This window comes from Archangium sp., assembly GCF_036388035.1.
Classification (GTDB): domain Bacteria; phylum Myxococcota; class Myxococcia; order Myxococcales; family Myxococcaceae; genus Archangium.
Window position 1 is genome coordinate 1 of the sequence record NZ_DASVSO010000848.1, and the last position, 20,629, is coordinate 20,629.

Genomic DNA, 20,629 nt, shown 5'->3' on the forward strand with positions numbered 1-20,629 from the left:
CAACCTGATCGAGGCCGGCTATCGGGCCGACGACATCAAGATCGTCGATGGTGACGTGTACGTGGGCAACGACGCTCACGTGACCCACCAGGCGTCCCTCGAGATGCTCCAGTCCACCGGGAGCGCCGAGCAGTACCGGACGACCAATCTCGTCAGCAGCAGCGTGACGAAGATCTGCGTCATCCCCACCTCCCAGTTCAACGGCTACAGCACGCTCAGCGCGGGCCTTGATCTGGCCATCGAGAATTACAATAGCCAGAACCTCTCCTTTACCATGGTGCGCGGCTCGGCCGCCGACTGCAGCGCGACCATCAGCGCGAGGACCACGAGCGGCACCGGCGGCTCCGCGGGCTTCCCCTCGGGCGGCAAGCCCTACGGCACCATCAATATCGGCACCGGGCTGCAGAGCTACAGCGTGGACGTGAGCGAGCACGTCATCACCCACGAGCTCGGCCACTGCATCGGCTTCCGCCACTCGGACTACTACGATCGGTCCATCAGCTGCGGCGGCGCCACCAGCAACGAGGGAGCCTCCAACGTGGGTGCCATCCTCATCCCCGGCACGCCGTCCGATGCCCGGGTGGGCGGGTCGATCATGAACTCCTGCTTCCGGGCGACCGAGTCCGGCGAGTGGAGCAGCTCCGACAAGACCGCGCTGTCTTACCTGTACTGAGAAACGGAGCGACAGCCCCCGGGTCCATCCATGACGCCGTGGGGCCCGCTGCTCGCGGGCACCGTACTCCTGGGCATCGTGGCCTGTGGACATGCGGTGCCCGCGGCTCCCCGGTCCGCGGGCATCCGAAGCTGCCGGAGTTGAGCAGCTTCTGGCGGTGCGGCGGACAGGGGACGTGGGCTTCGGCTCGAGCCCGTACGTGGGCGCTCCTCCGCGCAGCTGCGCCAGCTGGCAGAGCACCGCCTCGGCGCTCTCGCTCGAGTCCGCCACCTCGAGCCCCCGCGAGGGTGACGCTTCCCATGGATGCTCGCCCTCCAACCGGGTCGATGCACCCCGCGGACCCTCCGAGCGACATGTCGAATCAGGCGTGGCGACATGTCTGGCGACATGTCGACCGACACCGGTGAGATAGCTCCAAAGAGCCCGGTCCCCCGCATGCCCAATGCCTGGGCCGGCGCGGGGTGTCCCCGGTGAGTGTCCGAGGGAAGGTGGCACATGCCTTGCCTTGTCGTGGGGAACAACCCACCCACTCCCGTGGAGCTCGCGAAGTATTCGCGGAGAGGTATTCCCCTCGATGATCACGCATCGCCAGCTATTCGCTTCTTTATCCGCTGTCCTCGTGAGCGCTGGAGTTGCCTACGGCGTTCCACCTCCCCACGCCGCACAACGCATCTCCGCGGAGGGACTCTCGACCCATATCCAGGTGCTGGCCTCGGACGCGTTCGAGGGACGCGCCCCAGCCACCCGTGGAGAGGAACTCACCGTTACGTACCTGCGAGATCAGTTCGCGAGTCTCGGTCTGCAGCCAGGCAATCACGGCGACTGGTTCCAGACCGTCCCCCTGGTCCAAATCACTCCGGATCCCTCCACCCGGCTGCACATCACGGGAGGCGCGGCGCCTTTCGACCTCGCCTCCATCGAGGACGTGGTGGTCTGGAACCGGCGGCTCACCGAGTGGGTGTCGCTCACGGAAAGCGAGCTCGTCTTCGTCGGCTACGGCGTCAGCGCGCCGGCGGTGGGTTGGGATGACTTCAAGGGCATGGATGTGCGGGGCAAGACCCTCGTCGTGCTCGTCAACGATCCGGATTATGGCCTGGAGAGCGGCGACTTCCTGGGCCGGCGGATGACCTACTACGGGCGCTGGAGCTACAAGTATGAGGAGGCGATGCGGCGCGGGGCCGCGGGGGTGTTGATCGTCCACGAGGATGCGCCCGCGGGCTACCCCTGGGGCGTGGTGGTCGGCAGCTGGGCTGATCACCCCCGCTTCGACATCCCGCCCGCGCCGGGAAGCCCCGAGCGGCTGGCGCTCGAGGGGTGGATCACCCGCGATGCGACCGGGCGCCTGTTCTCCGCGGCCGGTCTGGACTTCGCCACCCTCAAGGAGCGGGCGAGGCGCAAGGACTTCCAGCCAGTGCCACTCGGCTTGAAGGCCTCCACCCAGATGTACCACTCGCTGGCCACCAGCCAGTCGCGCAACGTGCTCGGGCTGCTGCCGGGACGTCAGCGGCCCGAGGAGGTCATCATCTACATGGCGCACTGGGACCATATCGGCAAGAACGACAGCCTCCCGGGCGACAAGATCTTCAACGGCGCGGTGGACAACGCCACCGGAACCGCGGCCCTGCTCGAGCTGGCCAAGGCCTTCACCGCCCTGAATCCCGCGCCGAAGCGCTCGATCCTCTTCCTGGCGACGACCGCCGAGGAGAGTGGCTTCTGGGGCTCGTGGTATTACACGCAGCACCCGGTGTTCCCGCTCGCCAAGACCGTGGCGGGCATCAACTTCGACATCCTGAACGTCAGCGGCCCCACCCGGGATGTGGTGGTCGTCAACCGCGGCGCCTCCGAGCTCGAGGACATTCTGGAAGACGTCGCCGGGCCCGAGCAGCGCTACCTCACCGAGGAGGATGCGCCGGAGCAGGGTTTCTTCTACCGCTCTGATCACATCTCATTCGCCAAGGTGGGCGTACCCGTCGTCTATACGAAGAGCGGTGTGGACCTGGTGCAGGGGGGCATCCCAGCCGGTCAAGCGGCGGTGCGGCGCTACACCCTGAACGACTACCACAAGGTCACCGACGAGTTCCGCCCCGAGTGGGACCTGACGGGTATGGCGGAGGACGTGCGCCTGTTCTTCGAGCTGGGCCGCCGCCTGGCCGACTCGCATCGATGGCCCAACTGGAGAGAGGGCAACGAGTTCCGGCCGATCCGTGACGCCAGTCGCGGCGAGTGACTCACCTCGGAGCAAGCGTGGCGAACCCCGCTGCCCAGAGGTGAGCCCCTCGAGGTGTCGGCTACTTCTTCGGCAGCAGGGCGTCGTCGATCTCGCGGGCGCGGATGGCGGCGGGACGCTGGTTGATGCGTCCGACATAGCGCTCGAAGGCCGGGCGCTTCTCGATGGTGCCGAACTGCATGCCCCAGCCGATCTGCGAGCCAACATAGAGGTCCGCGGCGCTGAAGCGGTCACCGACGAGGTAGTCGCCACGCGACACCGCGCCCTCGAGCGCGTTGAGGACCGCGTCGAGGCTGCCATAGCCCGAGGCCCCGGATCGCTCGGGCGGGATCTGGAAACCCATGGCCTTGTTGGTGACGGACGACTCGACAGGGCCGGCGCCGAAGAACATCCAGCGATAGTAGGCGCCACGCTCGCGGCTGCCCGACGCGGGGGCCAGACCCGCCTTCGGGAAGGCGTCGGCGAGATAGGCGCAGATGGCCGCCGCTTCGGTGACGACGGTGTCGCCGTGGCGCAGCGCCGGGACCTTGCCCATCGGGTTGATCGCCAGATAGGCGGGCGCCTTCATCGTCGTGCCGAAATCGAGCAACTCGGTCCGATAGGGCTGCCCGACCTCCTCGAGCATCCAGCGCACGATCCGGCCACGCGACATCGGGTTGGTGTAGAAGACGAGTTCGTCGGACATGGTTTGTTCCCCTCTGGTTTGCCGCCACCCTACCCCGATTCGTGGCGGAGTGACTCGTTCCGACACCTGCCCTCTTCTCTCCAAGCCGCCCATGCGCAACCCCCTGGCCGCGGCGCTCGTCTTCCTGAGCGCCTCCGCTCTCGCCCAGCCCGCCCCTTCCTTCCTCCACGAGCTCACGGAGACCCGCAACTTCAACAGCGGCCGGCCCGTCGCCCCAAACATCACCCCCGACGAGAAGACCGTCCTCTTCCTGCGCAGCGAGCCCACGTCCAATGTCCTGACGCTCTTCTCCTTCGACGTGGCCACCGGCCAGACACGCGAGCTGCTCACCCCCGAGGGGCTCCTCCACGGCGCCGAGGAGACGCTCTCCGCCGAGGAGCAGGCGCGGCGCGAGCGCATGCGCGTCCGGTCCCGCGGCTTCACCTCCTACGAGCTCTCCGCGCGGGGAGACCGGCTCCTCCTCTCCCTCTCTGGCAAGCCGTACGTCCTGGAGCGCGCCTCCGGGAAGGTGACGGAGCTGGCTACGAGGCCGGGCCTCATCGACCCGCGCTTCTCTCCGGATGGCAAGCAGGTGGCGTACGTCCGGGACCACGATGTGTACCGCGTGGACCTGGCCACCCATCGCGAGCAGCGCGTCACCACGGGCGGCACCGCCGACAAGACGCACGGCCTGGCCGAGTTCATCGCCCAGGAGGAGCTGGGCCGCTTCATGGGCTACTGGTGGAGCCCGGACGCGAAACTCATGGCCTACACCGAGTCCGACACCTCGGGCGTGGAGAAGCTCACCCTGTTGGACCCGGCGCACCCCGAGCGCGGCGGCGACACGGTGGCCTACCCGCGTCCGGGCAAGCCCAACGCGAAGGTGCGCCTGGGCATCATCCCGGTGACGGGCGGTAGGACGACATGGGTGGCGTGGGACGCGGAGGAGTACCCGTACCTGGCCACCGTGAAGTGGAACAAGGGCGCCCCCCTCACACTCGTCGTGCAGAACCGCGCGCAGACCGAGGTGCGGATGCTCGCCGTGGACGTGCGCACCGGCGGGACGCGCCCACTGCACACCGAGAAGGATGAGGCCTGGGTGAGCCTCAACCAGGACTTCCCCCACTGGCTGGAGGACGGCAGCGGCTTCCTCTGGCACACCGAGCGCAACGGCGGCCCCGAGGTGGAGCTGCGCAAGGCGGATGGGAGCCTCGAGCGCTCGCTGGTGCCGCCGGGCGGCGGGTTCCGTGGCCTCGTGAGGTACCTGGAGAAGGAAGAGACGCTTTACTTCGTCGGGGGCCCCAACCCCACCGAGCGCTACCTGTGGCGCGTGAAGACGGGGGAGCCGCCGGCCCGGGTGACCTCCGAGGCGGGAGGCCCCGCGCTGGAGACGGGACTCGTGTCCCGGACGGGAGACCTGCTCGTCGTGGCCTCCGAGGGGCCTCGGAGTCTGCGGCGTTTCCAGGTGCTGCGGGCGGACGGGACGCGCGTGGGCGAGCTGCCCTCCGTGGCGAAGGAGCCTCCGTTCATCCCCCAACTGGAGGTGCGCCAGGTGGGCCCGAGGCGGTTCTGGGCCTCCATCGTCCGCCCGCGCGACTTCAAGCCCGGCGTGAAGCTGCCCGTCATCGTGGAGATATACGGGGCGGCGTTTCCCCTCGTGCATCAGAGCATGGCGCAGAGCCTCCTGCCGCAGTGGATGGCGGACCAGGGCTTCCTCGTCGTGAAGCTGGACGGACGCGGCACCATGCTCCGGGGCCGCGAGTGGGAGCGCGTGCTGAAGTACGACTTCGCCAGCATCGTGCTGGAGGACCAGATAGCCGCCCTCCAGGCGCTCGCCGCCGAGGTGCCGGAGCTCGACCTGGGCCGCGTGGGCATCCAGGGCTGGAGTCACGGCGGGTACATGTCCGCCATGGCTGCCCTGAGGCGGCCGGAGGTCTTCAAGGCCGCGGTAGCGGGCGCCCCGGTGGTGGACTGGCGGGACTATGACTCCCATGTGCCCGAGCGCTACCTGGGCCTGCCCCAGGAGCATCCGGAGGCGTACGAAAAGAGCTCCCTGCTCACCTACGTGAAGGCAGACGCACCCATGGGCAGGCTCCTGCTCATCCACGGCACGGCGGACGACAACGTCTTCTTCTCACACTCGCTCAAACTATCGGACGCACTCTTCCGCGCGGGAAAGCCCCACGAAGTGCTGCCCCTCAGCGGCTTCACGCACATGGTCCTGGATCCGCTTGTCAGCCAGCGGCGCTGGGAGCGATTGATGCGCCACTTCAAGGAAAATCTGTAGCGCTGACCCGGACGTTCGAATCCTGCCCGCGTTGGGGGAACGGTCAGAGTCGCATCAGGCGTCGGCGTCCCACTTCCCGGCAGCTCTCAGCTTCGCCTCGTTGAACGCGATGATCCTGGAGCAGACCTCGGCGTTGACGAAGTCGAGGTTGATCACGTTCGGGACCCATTCGCAGCGGTTTACGTCTGGCTTCGGATACGACTGCGTGGAGTTACTAGAAAATGTGTGGCCGTGCGTCGCGCTCCCAGCGACGTCGCCGTTGAGCCATTTCAGCAGGAAGGGCAGGTTGTAGTGCGTCCCGTTGGCCTTGACGAGACTGCCCGGGTCATCGGGAAGGTCGCCGCCCTTCGTGGTGTTCGTGCCGACGTCGCCGCCGGTCATCTGCCAGTACAGCATGAACAGGTGGTCGTCGCCGCTGTGGTCGTTGCACTTCCCTTCCCGGTGCTCGTTCGTCCTCTTGAGCTGCTTGTAATTGATGAGGGCCATATCATTCGAATTGGCATACTCGCCGCAGGTGACGATGCCTAGCCGGCTCTCCTTGCTCGCCTTTCCGAACCGGATCTGCCCATCGGAGGATCTCGGGGATGCGATCGCGTCCGACGCGTAGGCCACGATCACCTTCCCCCTCAGGTCCTCAAGCTTCTGCATCGCCAGGTTCGTTTGGGGTGGGCACGCGTGGGCACGCGCCCCCAGGTGCTTCAATTGCTCCCGGTAGACCGCCGCGCCGGCCGTCGCGTCCGTGTGGGACACGCGCACGATCACGATCTCCTGGTCGTTCGTATCGAGATGCGCCTTGATCGCCTTGAAGATGCTCTCCGCGCTCTCACCCCACCCGCCGCTCCCGGCTGTCGCGTGCACGGTCGTGGGAACGCCGCTCTTCATGGAGAAGCGGACGTCGAAGAAGCGCGAGCCGGCGTTCAGCTGACCGGCGATGTCGTACTCCTGGCAGACGTAGCCTGACTTGCCGACGACCCAGCCGGCCAACTTGTTCGAGCCGTGCACGCGCGAGACCCCCGCGTCGTGGCTCCCGGGCATCGTGATCTCTTTGAGCAACAGATTGTTGTTAGGAATGCTGGCCATCCAGTTGGCACTCATCGGGCACCCTCCTTCGTTCCCTGTATTCGACGCAGACGCGCCTTTGACTACAGTGTTGAATAGTCAGCGTACTCTTCCTCGAGCGCATGAAAAATGGGGGCCGCTGAGGATGTTCCAGAAGGAGGGGTACTACTTTTCGTCACCTCCAGGAGCTTCCAGGGACGATGGCTGCTGCGCCGGGCAATTGCACCCGCCGGACTGCCTCCGCCTGGAGCTCCGGCGTGAAGCCGCGGCACTTCCTTTTCTGCTTGCCCTCGGTCGTGGACGTCCCAGGGCTCCTTCATCCCACCTTGGGCGTCAACGGAATCGGAGCAGGCTCACTTTCCCTGAAATGCTGGTTTCTGTACACTCGGGCCGCCCTTCCTTGCCTCCGAGGACTCTGGATCATGCCTCCCAAGAAAGACACTTCAGTCAGCAGCAAGCCCGACTACGTGGGGTCCTACGGTGAGCACCGGCTGCTCACGGACAAGGATCTGGCGGGCTTCTACTCGTTCGCTCAACACCTGATCGCCCAGGACGAGCACAACGACTTCCTCTATGTCGGTCTGGGCCGCAGTCCGGTGGTCCTGATGGAGTTCATGCGTCAGTTCTTCCCCGGAATCGAGACCGTGGAGTTGCCGCTCAGCGTGTCCATGGAGAATGACAAGAAGGCGGAGGTCGAGCTGAGTCTGAACATGGCGGGCTACATCGCCAAATACCTACCGCTCAGCGAGACCAGGGGAAAGACGCTCATCCTCATTGATTACGTCGACACCGGGGACTCGCTGGTCATCGCCTATGAGCTCATCCAGAAATATCTCCGGCAGAATGGCCAGGAGGCGGAGGCCGACCGCGTGCTCATGGCTCCCATTGGTGTGCTCCACAGGGAGTGGAATGCCAGCCTGAAGGAGGAGCTGATCGGGTACGGCAAGACAAAAAAGGTCATCACCCAGGACTATGACTACAAGAGCCGGGTCGCCTATCACATGATCAAGGTCTTGCACCTGCAGATTGATAAGGAGAAATTCTCGGCATTTCCCCGTGTTCGTTTCACGGACATCCATCCGGAGAGGGCGCCCCAACCCAATCTCCTGGTCCAGCAGCGGCTTCGCGACGTGGTCAAGCTGGCGCTCGACAGCATCGAGGGCGACAGGAGCGCCAAGGTGCTGAAACTGACCGCTGAGAAATGGATGACGCGCAAGACGCACTCTCCCCGGGAGCCCAAGATGAGGTGGTTCAGCCCAACCACGCCCAGGGAACTCATGCGGAGCCAGTACAGCGACCGGCTCGGCGACAAGTCCGCGACATACTACAACATCCATTCCGGCAAGGTCAGCTTCATGGCCACCAAGCTGGCCAAGTCGGTGTGGCAGCATCGCGGAATCGCGGTGTTGCTGCTGCTGATGATCTGCGCGCTGGTGTTCAGCTATTTCTCGAGGAGCTCCTCTTCCATCGAGGAACTCTGAGGGAAGCCTCCTCCGCGTCTGCGCTGCTGCCGCGCCGTCCATGCCACAGGCAGGGCCTGGAGCGCTTCCTATACGACGGGGGCTTGCGGCAAGCCCCAGGTCATGTTGCACAGTCATCGGCCATGACAACGCATGCGGTGGTGATCGCTGGAGGAGGTCCGACGGGGCTGATGTTGGCGGGCGAGCTGGCGTTGGCGCGGGTTGACGTCGCCATTGTCGAGCGGCGTGCCAGCCAGGACCTCGCCGGCTCGCGCGCAGGCGGTCTGCATTCACGCACCCTCGAGGTGCTCGATCAGCGTGGAATCGCGGATCGCTTCATCGCGCAAGGGAAGATCGCTCAGGTCGCGGGCTTCGCGATGAACCCTCTCGACATCAGTGATTTTCCCACTCGCCACAACTACGGGCTCGCGCTGTGGCAGGAAGGCATCGAACGCATACTCGCCGCCTGGGTCGGCGAGCTGGAGGTACCGCTCTATCGCGGACGTGAGGTGACGGGCTTTGCCCAGGACGACACCGGCGTCGACGTCGAGCTGTCCGACGGCCGTTCGCTGCGGGCGAAGTACCTCGTCGGATGCGACGGCGGTCGCAGCCTGATCCGCAAGAAAGCCGGTATCGACTTCCCGGGGTGGGAGCCGTCCACCAGCTACTTGATTGCCGAGGTCGAGCTGACCAGCGAGCCGGAGTGGGGCATCCGCCGTGATGACAAGGGCATCCATGGCCTCAGCAGACTCGAGGACGGGAAGCGCGTGCGGGTGGTGTCGACCGAGCAGCACGTCAAGCAGGGCGACGAGCCGACCCTGGGCGACCTTCGCGAGGCGCTCATCGCCGTCTACGGGACCGACTACGGTGTTCACAACGTCACGTGGCTCTCGAGGTTCACCGATACGACCCGCCAGGCGGCGTCCTACCGAGAGAGACGGGTGCTCCTGGCCGGCGACGCGGCGCACGTGCATTCCCCGGCGGGCGGACAAGGACTCAACCTCGGTGTCCAGGACGCCGTGAACCTGGGATGGAAGCTGGCCCAAGTGGTCAACGGCACATCGCCGGAGAGCCTGCTCGATACCTACCAAGCCGAGCGGCACCCGATCGGTGCGCGCGTGCTCAAGAGCACCATGGCGCAAACGGCGCTCAACCGCGGCGACGAACGGACGAAGGCCTTGCGCGAGACCCTGTCCGATCTGCTGAGGATGGACGAGCCTCGCAAGCGATACGCCGGGATGATGTCGGGTCTGGACATTCGCTACGACCTCGGCACGGGACACCCGCTGCTCGGGCGCCGCATGCCCGATCTCGACCTGGTCACCGCCAACGGCCCCCGGCGGGTGTTCACCCTGCTGCACGATGCCCGACCGGTACTGCTCAATCTCGGTGAGCCCGGCGCCCTCGACATCGCTCCATGGGCGGAGCGGGTTCAACGGCTCGACGCTCGATACGCGGGGGTGTGGGAGCTCCCGGTGCTCGGCGAGGTCGCTGCTCCCACTGCCGTGTTGATTCGGCCCGACGGACACGTCGCGTGGGTCGGAGACGGCACGGACCAGGGCCTTCGTGACGCCCTCACCACCTGGTTCGGACCGCCCAATTGCTGCTGGGGGGAAGGTTGCGGCTCGCTCATGCCTGAGTCTTCAGCCGGGCCTGACGCGAACGATACAGGCGGGAGAGGAAGTCATAAAGAATGAGCTCCTGGGCCCGCTGGTCGGCTGGCAGCATCCGGTTGACGTGCATGTGCAGGAAGCTGCCAGCCAGCGCATCCACCGGTGCGGTGAGCCGGCCCTCCGCCTCGGCCCGCCGCAGCGCCTCGGCCACCGGCGCCAGCCGCCCGGCCCGGTGCTGGAGGATTTCCAGCCCCGGGCGCCAGGGGCCGCCGTCGGCGGGCGTGGCACGCAGCAGCGCCTCCAGGGCCCGGCTCTCCTTGCGGTAGCGCGTGTTGAGCTGCTCCTCGAAGCGCTTCTCCACCTTGTGCTCGGCCCCGAAGCTCTGGCGCAGCTTCCGCGTCACCGCCAGCTTCTGCTCCAGGCTCAGCGACAGGGCGTCCAGCAACCCGTCCAGTCCCCTGAGGGCCAGGCGCCAGCGGGCGTCGGCTCCCTCGTCTCCCGGGTAGGCTTCCAGGAGGGCGAGCACCGCCTCGCTGTCGGCGTGGAAGAGGACCTCGCACGCCTCCATGCCGGCGGGGCCGCCGTAGCGCTCCAGCTCGCGCTCGTAGGTGTCGAGTTGCACGCGCCACGCCTCGTCCACCGCCAGCGCGGCCTCGCACGTCTCGCGCAGCACCGGCCAGACCTCGGACTCCAGCCGGCGCGGGTCACCGTGGAAGCGCAGCCGCACATGCGGCTCCGGGTCGTGGTAGCGAATGAAGAACCACCGGTCCGCCGCGCCCGAGGCCTCCACCTTCCGCACGGCCTGCCGCAGCGAGGTGCGCAGCAGCCGCTCCAACGTGCCCGTGCCCGCGTACAGCTTGAGGTACAGCCACTCCGAGCCGGGTGGGAAGCGACGCTTGAAGGGCGCATTCGGGCTGGCGCTGGCCGGAGCGCCTGAAGCGTGCGCGCCGCTCACGGAGGGCACCGCCTCCGGCTGCCGGCGCACGAAGGGGATGACCACCTCGTGCGTGTACCGCCCCGTCTCGCCCTCCACGCACACGTCGTCCGGGCCGGGCAGCAGCTCCTCCAGCGTGGCCTGCGAGCGTGAGCGGACGAGCTGCACCAGCGTCTCCACGCACAGCACGTTGTCCAGGTCCACCGGGAGCTGGTTGTCCCCATCACGCAGGCACACCCAGCGGGGCAGCCCCACCTCCTCGCGGTAGCGCTGCACGGCGTCGAAGCGGGCCACGCCGCGCGCCTCGCCCCAGGCCCGCACCGTGGCGGCCCGCACGGTCCATGTGGCCGGCTCCAGCACCACGCGCCCCAGCACCACCCGGGGCAGGAAGGGCGAGTCCCTCAGCGGGCCCCACTGGAACGACAGGCCCCCGCGCCCCTGGGACTGGAGCGCGCAGAGGAAGCGGTACGCCCCCAACCCGCGCGCGCTGAAGTTGTGGGCATTGGACATGCGCGGAATCACCTCGCGCCCCAGCCGCTGGGAGCGCAGCACCACGCGCCCCTCCTCCACGGACACCCACAGGTCCGACATGGGAATGCGCGCCTCCGGCGCCACGCCCGACTGCCCGAGGAACACCAGGTCGTGCCCGCGCAGCGCGGGGCGGCAGATGACGTTGCCCACGCGGCCCTCGGGCAGGTGCACCACCTCGGCGAAGAGGGCGTCCGGGCGCAGGGCCTCCTCGGCGCGCAGGTAGCGGCGCACCGCCTCCTCCAGCGTCGCGTCGCCGTGGCAGAAGCGCCCCAGGTACACGGCGCCCGACGGGCCGTGCACGTTCTCGAAGAGGAAGCGGAAGCGCCCCGCGTCCACCGCCGCGGCCGACTCCGCCAGCACCGAGCCCACCACGCCGAAGGCCTCCGGCAGCTCCGCGCCCTTCGGCGCCTCCATGGCCTTCACGTCCGCCTCGTCGAGCACCAGCTCCCGCGCACCGCTCCGGCGCACCTCCTCCATCCGGTGCAGCAGGTACGTCCAGCGCGGCTCCCAGCGAGGGCCCTCGCGCTCTCCCTTGGCGGGGAAGCGGAAGCCGGCCAGCAGCGGGCCGGTGCCGGCGCCGGGGGCCTGCGAGGCGCTGAAGCCGATGCCGCTCTCCTCGTCCAGCGCCTCCAGCAGCGGGACGGCGCGGCCCTCGTAGCGCTCCTGCAGGCGCTGCTTGAAGCGGGCGATGGGGTGCGAGTCGTTCTGCGCGGGCACCATGCGCCGCAGCGCCGTCACGCCGCGCAGCACCTCGTCCACCACCCCGCGCGGCAGGCGCACCTCGCCGGGGGCACGGAACATGTCCACCTGGAAGAGGCGGGACATCTCCAGCGGCACGGGCAGCGACTCCAGCGGGCGGGCCGCCTCGCGGTACGTGGCGGGCGGCAGGCCCACGGGCTGGGCGTCGATGCGAGAGAGGGCCTCGCCCACGGCGGCCAGCTTCTCGCAGACGGGCGCCAGCACCGGCATGGCGCGGGCCTGCTCCAGCAGCGCGGGCAGCGGCTCCGGGCCGGTGACGAGCGGCGCCCAGGCCGGCACCAGGAGCTGCGCGGCGACCAGGCTCTCCAGGTACTCCAGGGCCTCCTCGCGCGGCACGTCCTCCTCCGCCGCCAGCGGCCCGGCCAGCTCCTCCAGCGTGACGCCGCCCAGGGCGGCCCCGGCTCGCTCCAGCGTGGCATCCAGCACGGGCGCGGGCTCCACGGCCACCAGGTGGTAGGAGCGCTCGCGGTCGCTCTGCCGCGACTCCATGTAGCGCAGCTGGCCGCCGGCGCGGTAGATGCTGGAGTTGGGCACGTAGCGCAGCTCGCGCACCGCCTCGGGCGAGCGGCACACGTGGGCGACGAGCGCGGTGACGTAGTCCATGTCCAGCCGCGTGTGCCGGCGAATGCCGGAGCGCCCGCGCATGCGCAGCGCGGCGCCCTCTCCCAGGCTGCCCACCGCGTGCCCGGCGAAGAGGCCGAAGGGCGTGGCCCGGCCCGCCATGCGCGCCAGGTAGCGCACCAGCGTGTGCTCCACCTTCAGCCCCGCCTCCGAGTCCGGCCGCTCCAGCCACGCCGGCAGGCTCTCGTCCAGGGAGGACGAGGCGATGAAGAGCGCCTCGCGCACCACCGGGTCAGCCACGTGCGCGCGCAGCCGCTGGCGCAGCAGGGCCCGGTCCTCGGCGAGCGCGGCCTCGCGCTCCTCGGGGCGGGCCCCGGGGGCCTTCAGGCCCTGGCTCCACTCCACCAGCACGTCCAGTGGCAGCAGCGGGGTGCGGATGGCGATGAAGCCGTCATCACGGAACGCGGCGGCGTCCCCGGTGGAAGGTCTGGTGTCTTTCAAGGAAGGTCCCGGGTGGAGGGTCGGCGCCCCTGGGATAGTGGATGCACGCAAGGAGCGTCAATGCCAGCCCCCGCCCGGCGGCAGCGCCTGAGCACATTCGGAGAAACGATATAGCCAAGGCACGTCACTCGGCTGATACTCATGCTCGTGGCTCAAACCACGATGCCGTGTGTGGTCAGCCACGCGTCGAGCCTGACGCCGCGGAGGCATATCCCGTGCTCTCGCGCATCCCTCGAAGGAGCCATGCATGGACCAGAAGGCCAAGAAGACGAAGCTCAAGCTGAAGCGTGAGACGGTGCGCACGCTGGACGACAGCGCGCTCAAGCTGCTGGACGGCGTCGCCGGCGGAACCCATCCCAGCGCCATGTACCCGGAGATGTGCGGTTCCAACTCGTACGAGGCAAGCATCTGCGCCTGCTAGCCCGCTGACGCCGCACGGCACCGCCCTCCCCGAGGACCCACCCTCGCGGTGGGCCGGTGCCGGTCGAGCGTCGCCTGGCCGCCCCCATGCCCCCTCTCCCTGTCTGGCATCCCGTCCTCGACGGCGCGGTACGTCTCCGTGCGCTCGAGCTCGCCCGGGGCGTGTCCGAGGCCCTGCGCGCCGGCGCCCTCCGTCGCGCCGATCCCACTCTGGACAACGGCCTGCCCTCCGCGGCGCTGCTGGGGGCGTACCTCGCGCGCGCGGGGCTCGATGCAGGGGAGCCGGAGGCGCTGCTGGAGGCCGCCGCGGCCCGCGCGGCCGACGTCCCGCTGGACGCGTCGCTCTTCCGGGGCTTCACCGGACTGGCATGGGCACTGGCCCACCTGGACGCAGCGGACGCGGACGGGTTGGAGGAGGTGGACGAGCAGCTCGAGGCGGTCGCCGCTGGCGCGCCCGCGCCGGGGCACGGGCTGGACCTCGTCTCAGGGCTGACGGGCGTGGGCGTGTACGCGCTGGAGCGGCTGCCTGACCCGCGTGCGCGCGCGCTGCTCGCACGCGTCGCCGTCCGCCTCACCGAGGCCGCGCAGCGCGCGCCGCAGGGCCTCGGCTGGTGGACGCCGGCCGAGCACCTGCCTCCGGGGAAGCGCGAGCGCTTCCCGTCGGGTGCCTGGGACCTGGGCCTCGCCCACGGGGCCGCCGGGCTGCTCGCGGTCCTGGCGGGGGCACACCGCGCCGAGGTGCTCACGCCGGCCGGTCGCGACGTGTTGATGGGCGCGCGCACCTTCCTCGAAGCCCAGTGCGCGGCGCTCGGGGCCAACCGCGCTCCCGCCTACGTCCCGCCGACCGGTCCCGCCGCCAGCACCCGGCCCGCCTGGTGCTACGGCACGCCCGGCGTCGCGCTCGGGCTCTTCTGGTGCGCGCGCGCCCTGGATGACGCCGAGGGCGAGGCGCGCGCGCTGGTGCTCGCGCGCGCCGCCGCACGGGAGGCTCAGGAGGAGGAGGCCCGCCTCGAGGAGCCGGGGCTGTGCCATGGCACCGCTGGTCTCGCGCACTTCTTCAATCGCCTGTACCAGGCCAGCGGGGATGCCTCCCTGGGAGAGGCCGCGCGGCACTGGCTGCAACGCACGCTGGACCAGCACCACGCGGGGCAGGGCGTGGGGGGCTTCCGTGCGCGGGGGCGGCAACCAGACGGGCGCCTCGGGTGGACCGAGGAGCCGGGCCTCATCGTGGGAGCCACGGGTGTCGCACTCGCGCTGCTGGCGGGGGCCTCTGCCATCGAGCCCGGGTGGGACCGGACGATGCTCTTCTCCGTGCGAGGCCTTTGAGCGGCTCCGCGGGCGGTCAGCCCTCCTGCGGCGAGACGCTTCCCCTCCACAGCGCCTACTGAGCCTCGCTCTCCCCATTTGTCGCGGATGAAGTTCCTATCGGCCAGCCACAACTCGTCCTCCCGCACTCGCTCAAGGCAGGGTGCTACGCCGCTGGCAGCTGCGGCGGCCGGGTCGGCTACCGGCTCTGATGGGAAAGCCGCACCGCCCGGCGGCGCGGCCAGAGTGCATAGGCCCAGAAGGACAGGAAGAGGAGCAGCTCCACCTCCACCACGTACAGGCCCCGCGCGGAGAGCACTCCCGCGCCAATGGGCGCCACGGGGATGGGGGCGCATCGGCAGGAAGTTCGCGCCCGAGGCCCCGGAGAGTGCGGTGCAGCAACTCGACCGGCCTGTGCCCCAACTCCATGCCGCCCGGCCAGGGACGCCGGAGGGGCACAGTGAGGGCACATGAGGAAACGAGGGCAAAGAAAAAGCCCAGCAATCCGTTGAGATTGCTGGGCTTCTGAATGTGGAGGCGGCGGGAATCGAACCCGCGTCCGAAAGCCTTCCGTCCTTTGACCCTACGTGCGTAGTCCGCGGTTTGTTACGTCCCCCAGACTCCCACGGACGGGATTCTGTGAGCCGGTCCTGGATGATCTCACCGCCGAGAGTCCAGGCACCCTCGTCGGCCAGCCCGCATTATGACGGTCCTACCCCACCCCACGGGCCGAGAGCGGGGGGACCGCGCACTAGGGAACTGCTAGTTAGGCAGCCAGCGCGAGCTCAACGTTGTCGTTGGCTTTTGTGTCTGTGTCAGTGGTTTTACGAGCGAACCAACAAGCTCGGCACGCGTCTCGAACTTCCATGCCCCCGTCGAAACCGGATCGCCCCCTTCGGGCACTTCAACTTCACTCACTGCATCACTGCTCCATCCACCTTAACCGCTGACGGCGCCCGGTCAATCCTCCTGACGCCTCGCGGTGTCGTTCTCCAACGCCTCCGCCCGACGCCCGCCCGCTCGCGGGAATAGCAAGTAGGCTGCGCCGTTCTCCGGCTCCCCCAACGTGGGTGCTTCCACCACCTGAGGACACGCATGCACCGAAGGTTCGTCCCCCTCCTGCTGCTCCTGCTGAGCGCGGCCCTCCCCGCCGCCGCCGAGCAGCCCGCCGCCTCCCCCTTCTTCCCCTATCCCATGAAGGTCGACCGCCTGCCCAACGGGCTCACGGTCGTCCGCGTGCCCTTCAACTCGCCGGGCCTCATCGCCTACCAGACGGTGGTGCGTGTGGGCTCGCGCAACGAGGTGGAGCCGGGCAAGACGGGCTTCGCCCACTTCTTCGAGCACATGATGTTCAAGGGCACGAAGAACTTCCCCGAGGGCGAGCGCGAGAAGGTCATCAGCACCTACGGCTACGACGACAACGCCTTCACCTCCGACGACGTCACCGTCTACCACTCGTACGGCCCCACCGCCGGGCTGGAGAAGCTGGTGCAGATCGAGGCGGATCGCTTCCGCAACCTCGAGTACTCCGAGCCCTCCTTCCAGACCGAGGCCCTCGCCGTGCTCGGCGAGTACCACAAGAACGCCGCCCAGCCGTACCTGAAGATCGAGGAGGAGCTCGGCCGCACCGCCTTCACCCAGCACACCTACGGGCACACCACGCTCGGCTACTACGAGGACGTGAAGGCCATGCCCCAGGCCTACCAGTACAGCCGCGCCTTCTTCGAGCGCTGGTACACCCCGGACAACGTCCTGCTCGTCATCGTCGGTGACTTCAACGACGACGCGCTCATGCAGGCCGTGCGCACGCACTACGGCCCGTGGGACCGCAAGGGCACCGCCCTGCCCGTGCCCGCCGAGCCGCGCCAGACGAAGGAGCGCTCCGTCCACATCGACTGGCCCCAGAGCACCCAGCCCCGTCACCTCTTCGCCTGGCACACGCCGGCCGCGCGGCTCGACACCTCCGACGCCGCCATCCAGACCGTGCTCACCGACTACCTCGTCGGCCCCACCAGCCCCCTCTACAAGCAGCTCGTGCTGGACAAGCAGCTCGCCCAGGAGATTGGCAGCGACTTCTCCCCCCACCGCGACCCGCACCTCTTCAGCCTCGTGGCCGTCCTCCAGGAGGAGGGCCACCGCGCCGCCGTCGCCTCCGCCTTCAATGCCGCCGTGCGCGAGCTCGCCACCGGCAAGGTGGACGCCGCCCGCGTCGAGGCCATCAAGAGCAACACCCGCTACGGGCTCCTCATGGGCATGGAGACCGCCAAGTCCGTCGCCACCCAGCTCTCCTGGTACTCCGGTATCTACGGCACGCCAGACGCGCTCGCCCGCCACTACCAGAAGGTCTCCGAGGTGAAGCCGTCCGACCTGATCTCCTTCGCCAAGAAGTACCTCACCGCCGCCAACCGCACCGTCCTCACCCTCACGCCGGCCGGAGGCAAGAAGTGATGCGCTCCTTCATCTCCCGCTCCCTCGTCCTCTCCGCCGCGCTGTGCCTCGGCGGCTGCGCCACCACGCCCTCGCCCGCTCCCACGGCCGAGGCCCCTCCGCCCCAGGCCCCACAGCAGCCCGCGCCGGCCCCCGCCGAGCCCCAGGCCCCGGACACCGTGGCCGCGGTGCCCCTGAAGCGGCCCGCGCCCATGCAGGTCGTCGTGCAGGCCAACCCGGCCAGCCCCATCGTCAACTTCCGGCTCGTCTTCCACACGGGCTCGGTGGATGACCCGAAGGGCAAGGAGGGCCTCACCTCCCTCACCGCCGACGTGCTCTCCGAGGGTGGCACGCGGAGCCTCACCTCCGCCCAGCTCCTCGAGGCCCTCTTCCCCATGGCCGCCGAGCTGAGCGCCACGGCCGACAAGGAGTTCACCGTCTTCTCCGGCCGCGTCCACAAGGACTTCCTGCCGCGCTTCCTCGACATCTTCACCGACGTGCTCCTCGAGCCGCGCCTCGCGCCCCAGGAGTTCGAGCGGCTGCGCACCCGCGCCCTCAGCGACGTGCGCAATGGCCTGCGCAGCGAGAACGACGAGCTGCTCGGCAAGGTGGCGCTCGACGCGCTCCTCTTCCAGGGCCACCCCTACGCGCACTTCGTGGGCGGCACCGAGCAGGGGCTCGAGTCCCTCACCCTGGAGGACGTGAAGGCCCACGCCGCGCGCGTCTTCACCCAGGACCGGCTCGTCATCGGCCTCGCCGGCCCGGTGGACGAGGCGCTCCAGAAGACCGTCGTCTCGCGCCTGTCCGCGCTCCCGGCCACCGGCGCCCCGCGCGTGGAGCTGCCTCCCGTGCCCGCCACCGGGGGCCGTGCCGTCGTGGTGCGGAAGCCCACGCTCTCCACCGCCGTCTCCCTGGGCTACGCCACGTCCCTGCGCCGCGGGGACCCGGACTTCTTCCCCGTGGCCTTCGCCCTCTCCTACCTCGGCGAGCACCGCCAGTCCTCCGGCGTCCTCTTCACCGAGCTGCGGGAGAAGCGCGGCCTCAACTACGGCGACTACGCCTACGCCGAGCACTTCATCGAGCAGCCCGGCACCACCTACAACCGCACCAACGTGGCGCGCACCCAGCAGGACATCTCCCTGTGGATCCGCCCCGTGGTTCCCGGCAATGGCCTGTTCGCCACCCGCGGCGTCGTCTACTTCCTCGACCGGCTGGTGAAGCAGGGCATTCCCCAGGACAAGTTCGAGCTCAGCCGCGGCTTCCTCACCGGCTACACCCGCCTGTGGGAGCAGACGGATCAGCGCCGGCTCGGGTACGCCATCGACTCGCTCTTCTACGGCACGCCCGACTTCCTGGAGCAGTACCGCGCCGCGCTCGCGAAGATGACTCCCGAGTCCGTGCAGGCCGCCGTCCGCCGGCAGCTCCGCCCCGAGGCGCTCAACTTCGCCTTCGTCACCCAGGATGCCGACGGGCTCGCGAAGCTGCTGAAGGAGCAGCCGCCCTCGCCCATCTCCTACGCCTCTCCGAAGGCTCCGGAGCTGCTGGCGGAGGACAAGGCCCTCAGCTCCCAGCCCCTGCCCATCCGGGCCGACACCGTCCAGGTCGTGCCCGCCCAGTCCTTCATGGAGAAGTAGCGCGCGGCTGTAGTCCGGCGGGCACTCCCGCGGGGGGTTTTCTTCCGCCCCCCGGGAGCGGGTGGTAAGAGCAACCGGGTCGAGGTCCGATCTCCGGGCCTCTCCCTGGGAGCGGCCCTTGCGAAGCGCAGCAACCCGACTCGCAGTGGTGTGCCTGCTCCTGGCGGGCGCCGCGGCGTGGGCGGACCCTGATCCATTCACCCGCGGTTTCGACACCGTGCCGCTGAAGGCCACGCCCGCGCAGAAGAGCGGCATCGCCCTCGAGGGCGCCGTAGCGGAGCCTGTCCGGAGTTTCCGGGGCGCCCTGCTGTTCGACTACAACCGCGGCATCCTCGCCCTCAAGCTGGGCGACGAGAAGCTGGGGGACCTCATCCCGTACCGGCTCGACGCGCACGCGCTCTTCGCCTGGCAGCTCCACCGGCGGTTGGAGCTCGCCGCGGACGTGCCCTTCACCCTCGTCCAGGGTGACCGCTTCCAGCTCCTGCGCGACGCCCTCAACGCTCCCAACTTCCCCGGCGCCGCCGGCGTGAGCGTGCGGGGCTTCGGCGACGTGCGGCTGCAACCTCGCGCCTTCCTCCTGCTGCCCGAGGACTTCCCCGTGGGCGTCGCGCTCTCCGCCGAGGTGCGCCTGCCCACCGGCGATGGCGACAGCTTCCTCGGCGAGCGGAGCGTGCTCGTGGCCCCGCGGCTCGCCGTGGAGCGCGCCTTCGGTCCGGTGCGCCTGCTCGGCAACGTGGGCCTGCGCCTGCGCCGCCCCGCCCAGTACCTCAACCTCTACGTGGGCAACGAGGTGACCCTCGGCGCCGGTGGCATCGTGGACCTGCCCGACCTCGGCGGCCTCACCGACGTGCAGGCCCTCGCCGAGATGCACATCTCCACCCCCACCTCCGCCCCCTTCAACTTCCGCCAGGCGGACTCCCTCAAGACGCCCTGGGAGGTGCTCGCCGGCGTGCGCGCTCGCGTGTACCAGGGCTGGGGCCTGGAGCTGGACGTGGGCCGCGGCGTGACGCTCGGCAGCGGCTATGGCCGCGAGGAGCTGCGCGTCATCCTCGCCCTCCGCTACGACGAGACGTTCGTCGACTCCGACGGTGATGGAGTCCCCGACTCGCGCGACAAGTGCCCCACCGAGGCCGAGGACGCGGACGACTTCAACGACTCCGACGGCTGCCCGGACCCGGACAACGACGGCGACGGCATCGTCGACGGCCAGGACCAGTGCCCGAACTCCGTTGGCGACAAGGCCCACGGGGGCTGCGCCGACGCCGATAACGATGGCGTGCCCGACGGCCAGGATCTCTGCCCCGACAAGGCCGGCCCCGCGGGCTATGACGGCTGCCCGGACGCCGACGGTGACGAGGTGCCCGACAACGTCGACAGGTGCCCCGACGAGTCCGGTCCCCCCGAGAACGATGGCTGCCCCATCGACAACCCGCCGCTCGTCGTCGTCGAGTCGGATCGCATCCGCATCAAGGGCAACATCCTCTTCGAGACAGGCTCCGCCAACATCCAGAAGCAGTCGCTCAAGCTGCTCGACGAGGTGGCCGTGGTGCTCGAGCGCAACCCGGAGCTGGGGC

General features: G+C 69.1%; 14 protein-coding genes and 1 other RNA gene. 10 read left to right on the forward strand and 5 right to left on the reverse strand.

Translation table 11 applies throughout. From position 1 onward, the window contains the following. Both VF697_RS34995 and VF697_RS35000 read left to right on the forward strand, forming a co-directional pair. The coding region (locus tag VF697_RS34995) for a zinc-dependent metalloprotease (RefSeq protein WP_331101907.1) at nt 1-673 on the forward strand (673 nt) is incomplete at its 5' end. 619 nt (nt 674-1,292) lie between these two features. Continuing rightward, on the forward strand, nt 1,293-2,900 hold the full coding sequence (locus VF697_RS35000) for a M28 family metallopeptidase (protein WP_331101908.1): 1,608 nt from the start codon (nt 1,293-1,295) through the stop codon (nt 2,898-2,900). A gap of 61 nt (nt 2,901-2,961) precedes the next feature. Here VF697_RS35000 and VF697_RS35005 read toward each other — a convergent pair whose 3' ends face one another. Next, the gene (locus VF697_RS35005) at nt 2,962-3,585 is read right to left on the reverse strand and encodes a glutathione S-transferase family protein (RefSeq protein WP_331101909.1); all 624 of its coding nucleotides are present in this window, start codon (nt 3,583-3,585) and stop codon (nt 2,962-2,964) included. A 91-nt stretch (nt 3,586-3,676) separates the two neighbouring features. Here VF697_RS35005 and VF697_RS35010 point away from each other — a divergent pair, with 91 nt between their 5' ends. After that, the gene (locus tag VF697_RS35010; protein ID WP_331101928.1) at nt 3,677-5,851 is read left to right on the forward strand and encodes a DPP IV N-terminal domain-containing protein; all 2,175 of its coding nucleotides are present in this window, start codon (nt 3,677-3,679) and stop codon (nt 5,849-5,851) included. Between the two features lie 54 nt (nt 5,852-5,905). Here VF697_RS35010 and VF697_RS35015 read toward each other — a convergent pair whose 3' ends face one another. Next, nucleotides 5,906-6,946: a hypothetical protein gene (locus tag VF697_RS35015; protein ID WP_331101911.1), complete on the reverse strand. Its 1,041-nt coding sequence runs from the start codon at nt 6,944-6,946 to the stop codon at nt 5,906-5,908. Nucleotides 6,947-7,332: 386 nt separating this feature from the next. Between VF697_RS35015 and VF697_RS35020 the strand changes: the two genes are divergently transcribed. Continuing rightward, nucleotides 7,333-8,391 (forward strand): hypothetical protein, encoded by a 1,059-nt coding sequence (locus VF697_RS35020; protein WP_331101913.1) that lies wholly within the window; start codon nt 7,333-7,335, stop codon nt 8,389-8,391. Between the two features lie 122 nt (nt 8,392-8,513). Next, complete coding sequence (locus VF697_RS35025; RefSeq protein ID WP_331101914.1) at nt 8,514-10,067, forward strand: FAD-dependent monooxygenase; 1,554 nt, start codon at nt 8,514-8,516, stop codon at nt 10,065-10,067. Here VF697_RS35025 and VF697_RS35030 read toward each other — a convergent pair. Then, the gene (locus tag VF697_RS35030) at nt 10,000-13,269 is read right to left on the reverse strand and encodes a lantibiotic dehydratase (protein WP_331101915.1); all 3,270 of its coding nucleotides are present in this window, start codon (nt 13,267-13,269) and stop codon (nt 10,000-10,002) included. The genes VF697_RS35025 and VF697_RS35030 overlap by 68 nt on opposite strands. A 247-nt stretch (nt 13,270-13,516) precedes the next feature. Here VF697_RS35030 and VF697_RS35035 point away from each other — a divergent pair, with 247 nt between their 5' ends. Beyond that, the gene (locus tag VF697_RS35035) at nt 13,517-13,690 is read left to right on the forward strand and encodes a hypothetical protein (RefSeq protein ID WP_331101917.1); all 174 of its coding nucleotides are present in this window, start codon (nt 13,517-13,519) and stop codon (nt 13,688-13,690) included. 86 nt (nt 13,691-13,776) lie between these two features. Next, nucleotides 13,777-15,015, forward strand: coding sequence for a lanthionine synthetase LanC family protein (locus VF697_RS35040; protein WP_331101919.1), 1,239 nt, complete (start codon nt 13,777-13,779; stop codon nt 15,013-15,015). A 178-nt stretch (nt 15,016-15,193) separates the two neighbouring features. On the opposite strand, the gene VF697_RS35045 is transcribed toward VF697_RS35040, so the two are convergent. Then, nucleotides 15,194-15,334: a hypothetical protein gene (locus VF697_RS35045; RefSeq protein WP_331101921.1), complete on the reverse strand. Its 141-nt coding sequence runs from the start codon at nt 15,332-15,334 to the stop codon at nt 15,194-15,196. Nucleotides 15,335-15,523: 189 nt separating this feature from the next. Further along, nucleotides 15,524-15,888: a transfer-messenger RNA gene (gene ssrA / locus VF697_RS35050) on the reverse strand. 201 nt (nt 15,889-16,089) lie between these two features. Here ssrA and VF697_RS35055 point away from each other — a divergent pair. The 3 genes from VF697_RS35055 to VF697_RS35065 form a co-directional block, all read left to right on the forward strand. After that, nucleotides 16,090-17,442 carry a pitrilysin family protein gene (locus VF697_RS35055; RefSeq protein WP_331101923.1) on the forward strand — a complete coding sequence of 451 codons (1,353 nt, stop codon included), beginning with the start codon at nt 16,090-16,092 and terminating at the stop codon, nt 17,440-17,442. Then, on the forward strand, nt 17,442-19,055 hold the full coding sequence (locus VF697_RS35060) for a pitrilysin family protein (protein WP_331101925.1): 1,614 nt from the start codon (nt 17,442-17,444) through the stop codon (nt 19,053-19,055). Before VF697_RS35055 ends, VF697_RS35060 begins: the two co-directional genes overlap by 1 nt. 118 nt (nt 19,056-19,173) lie before the next feature. After that, a partial coding sequence (locus VF697_RS35065; RefSeq protein WP_331101927.1) for a thrombospondin type 3 repeat-containing protein occupies nt 19,174-20,629 on the forward strand: 1,456 nt, incomplete at its 3' end.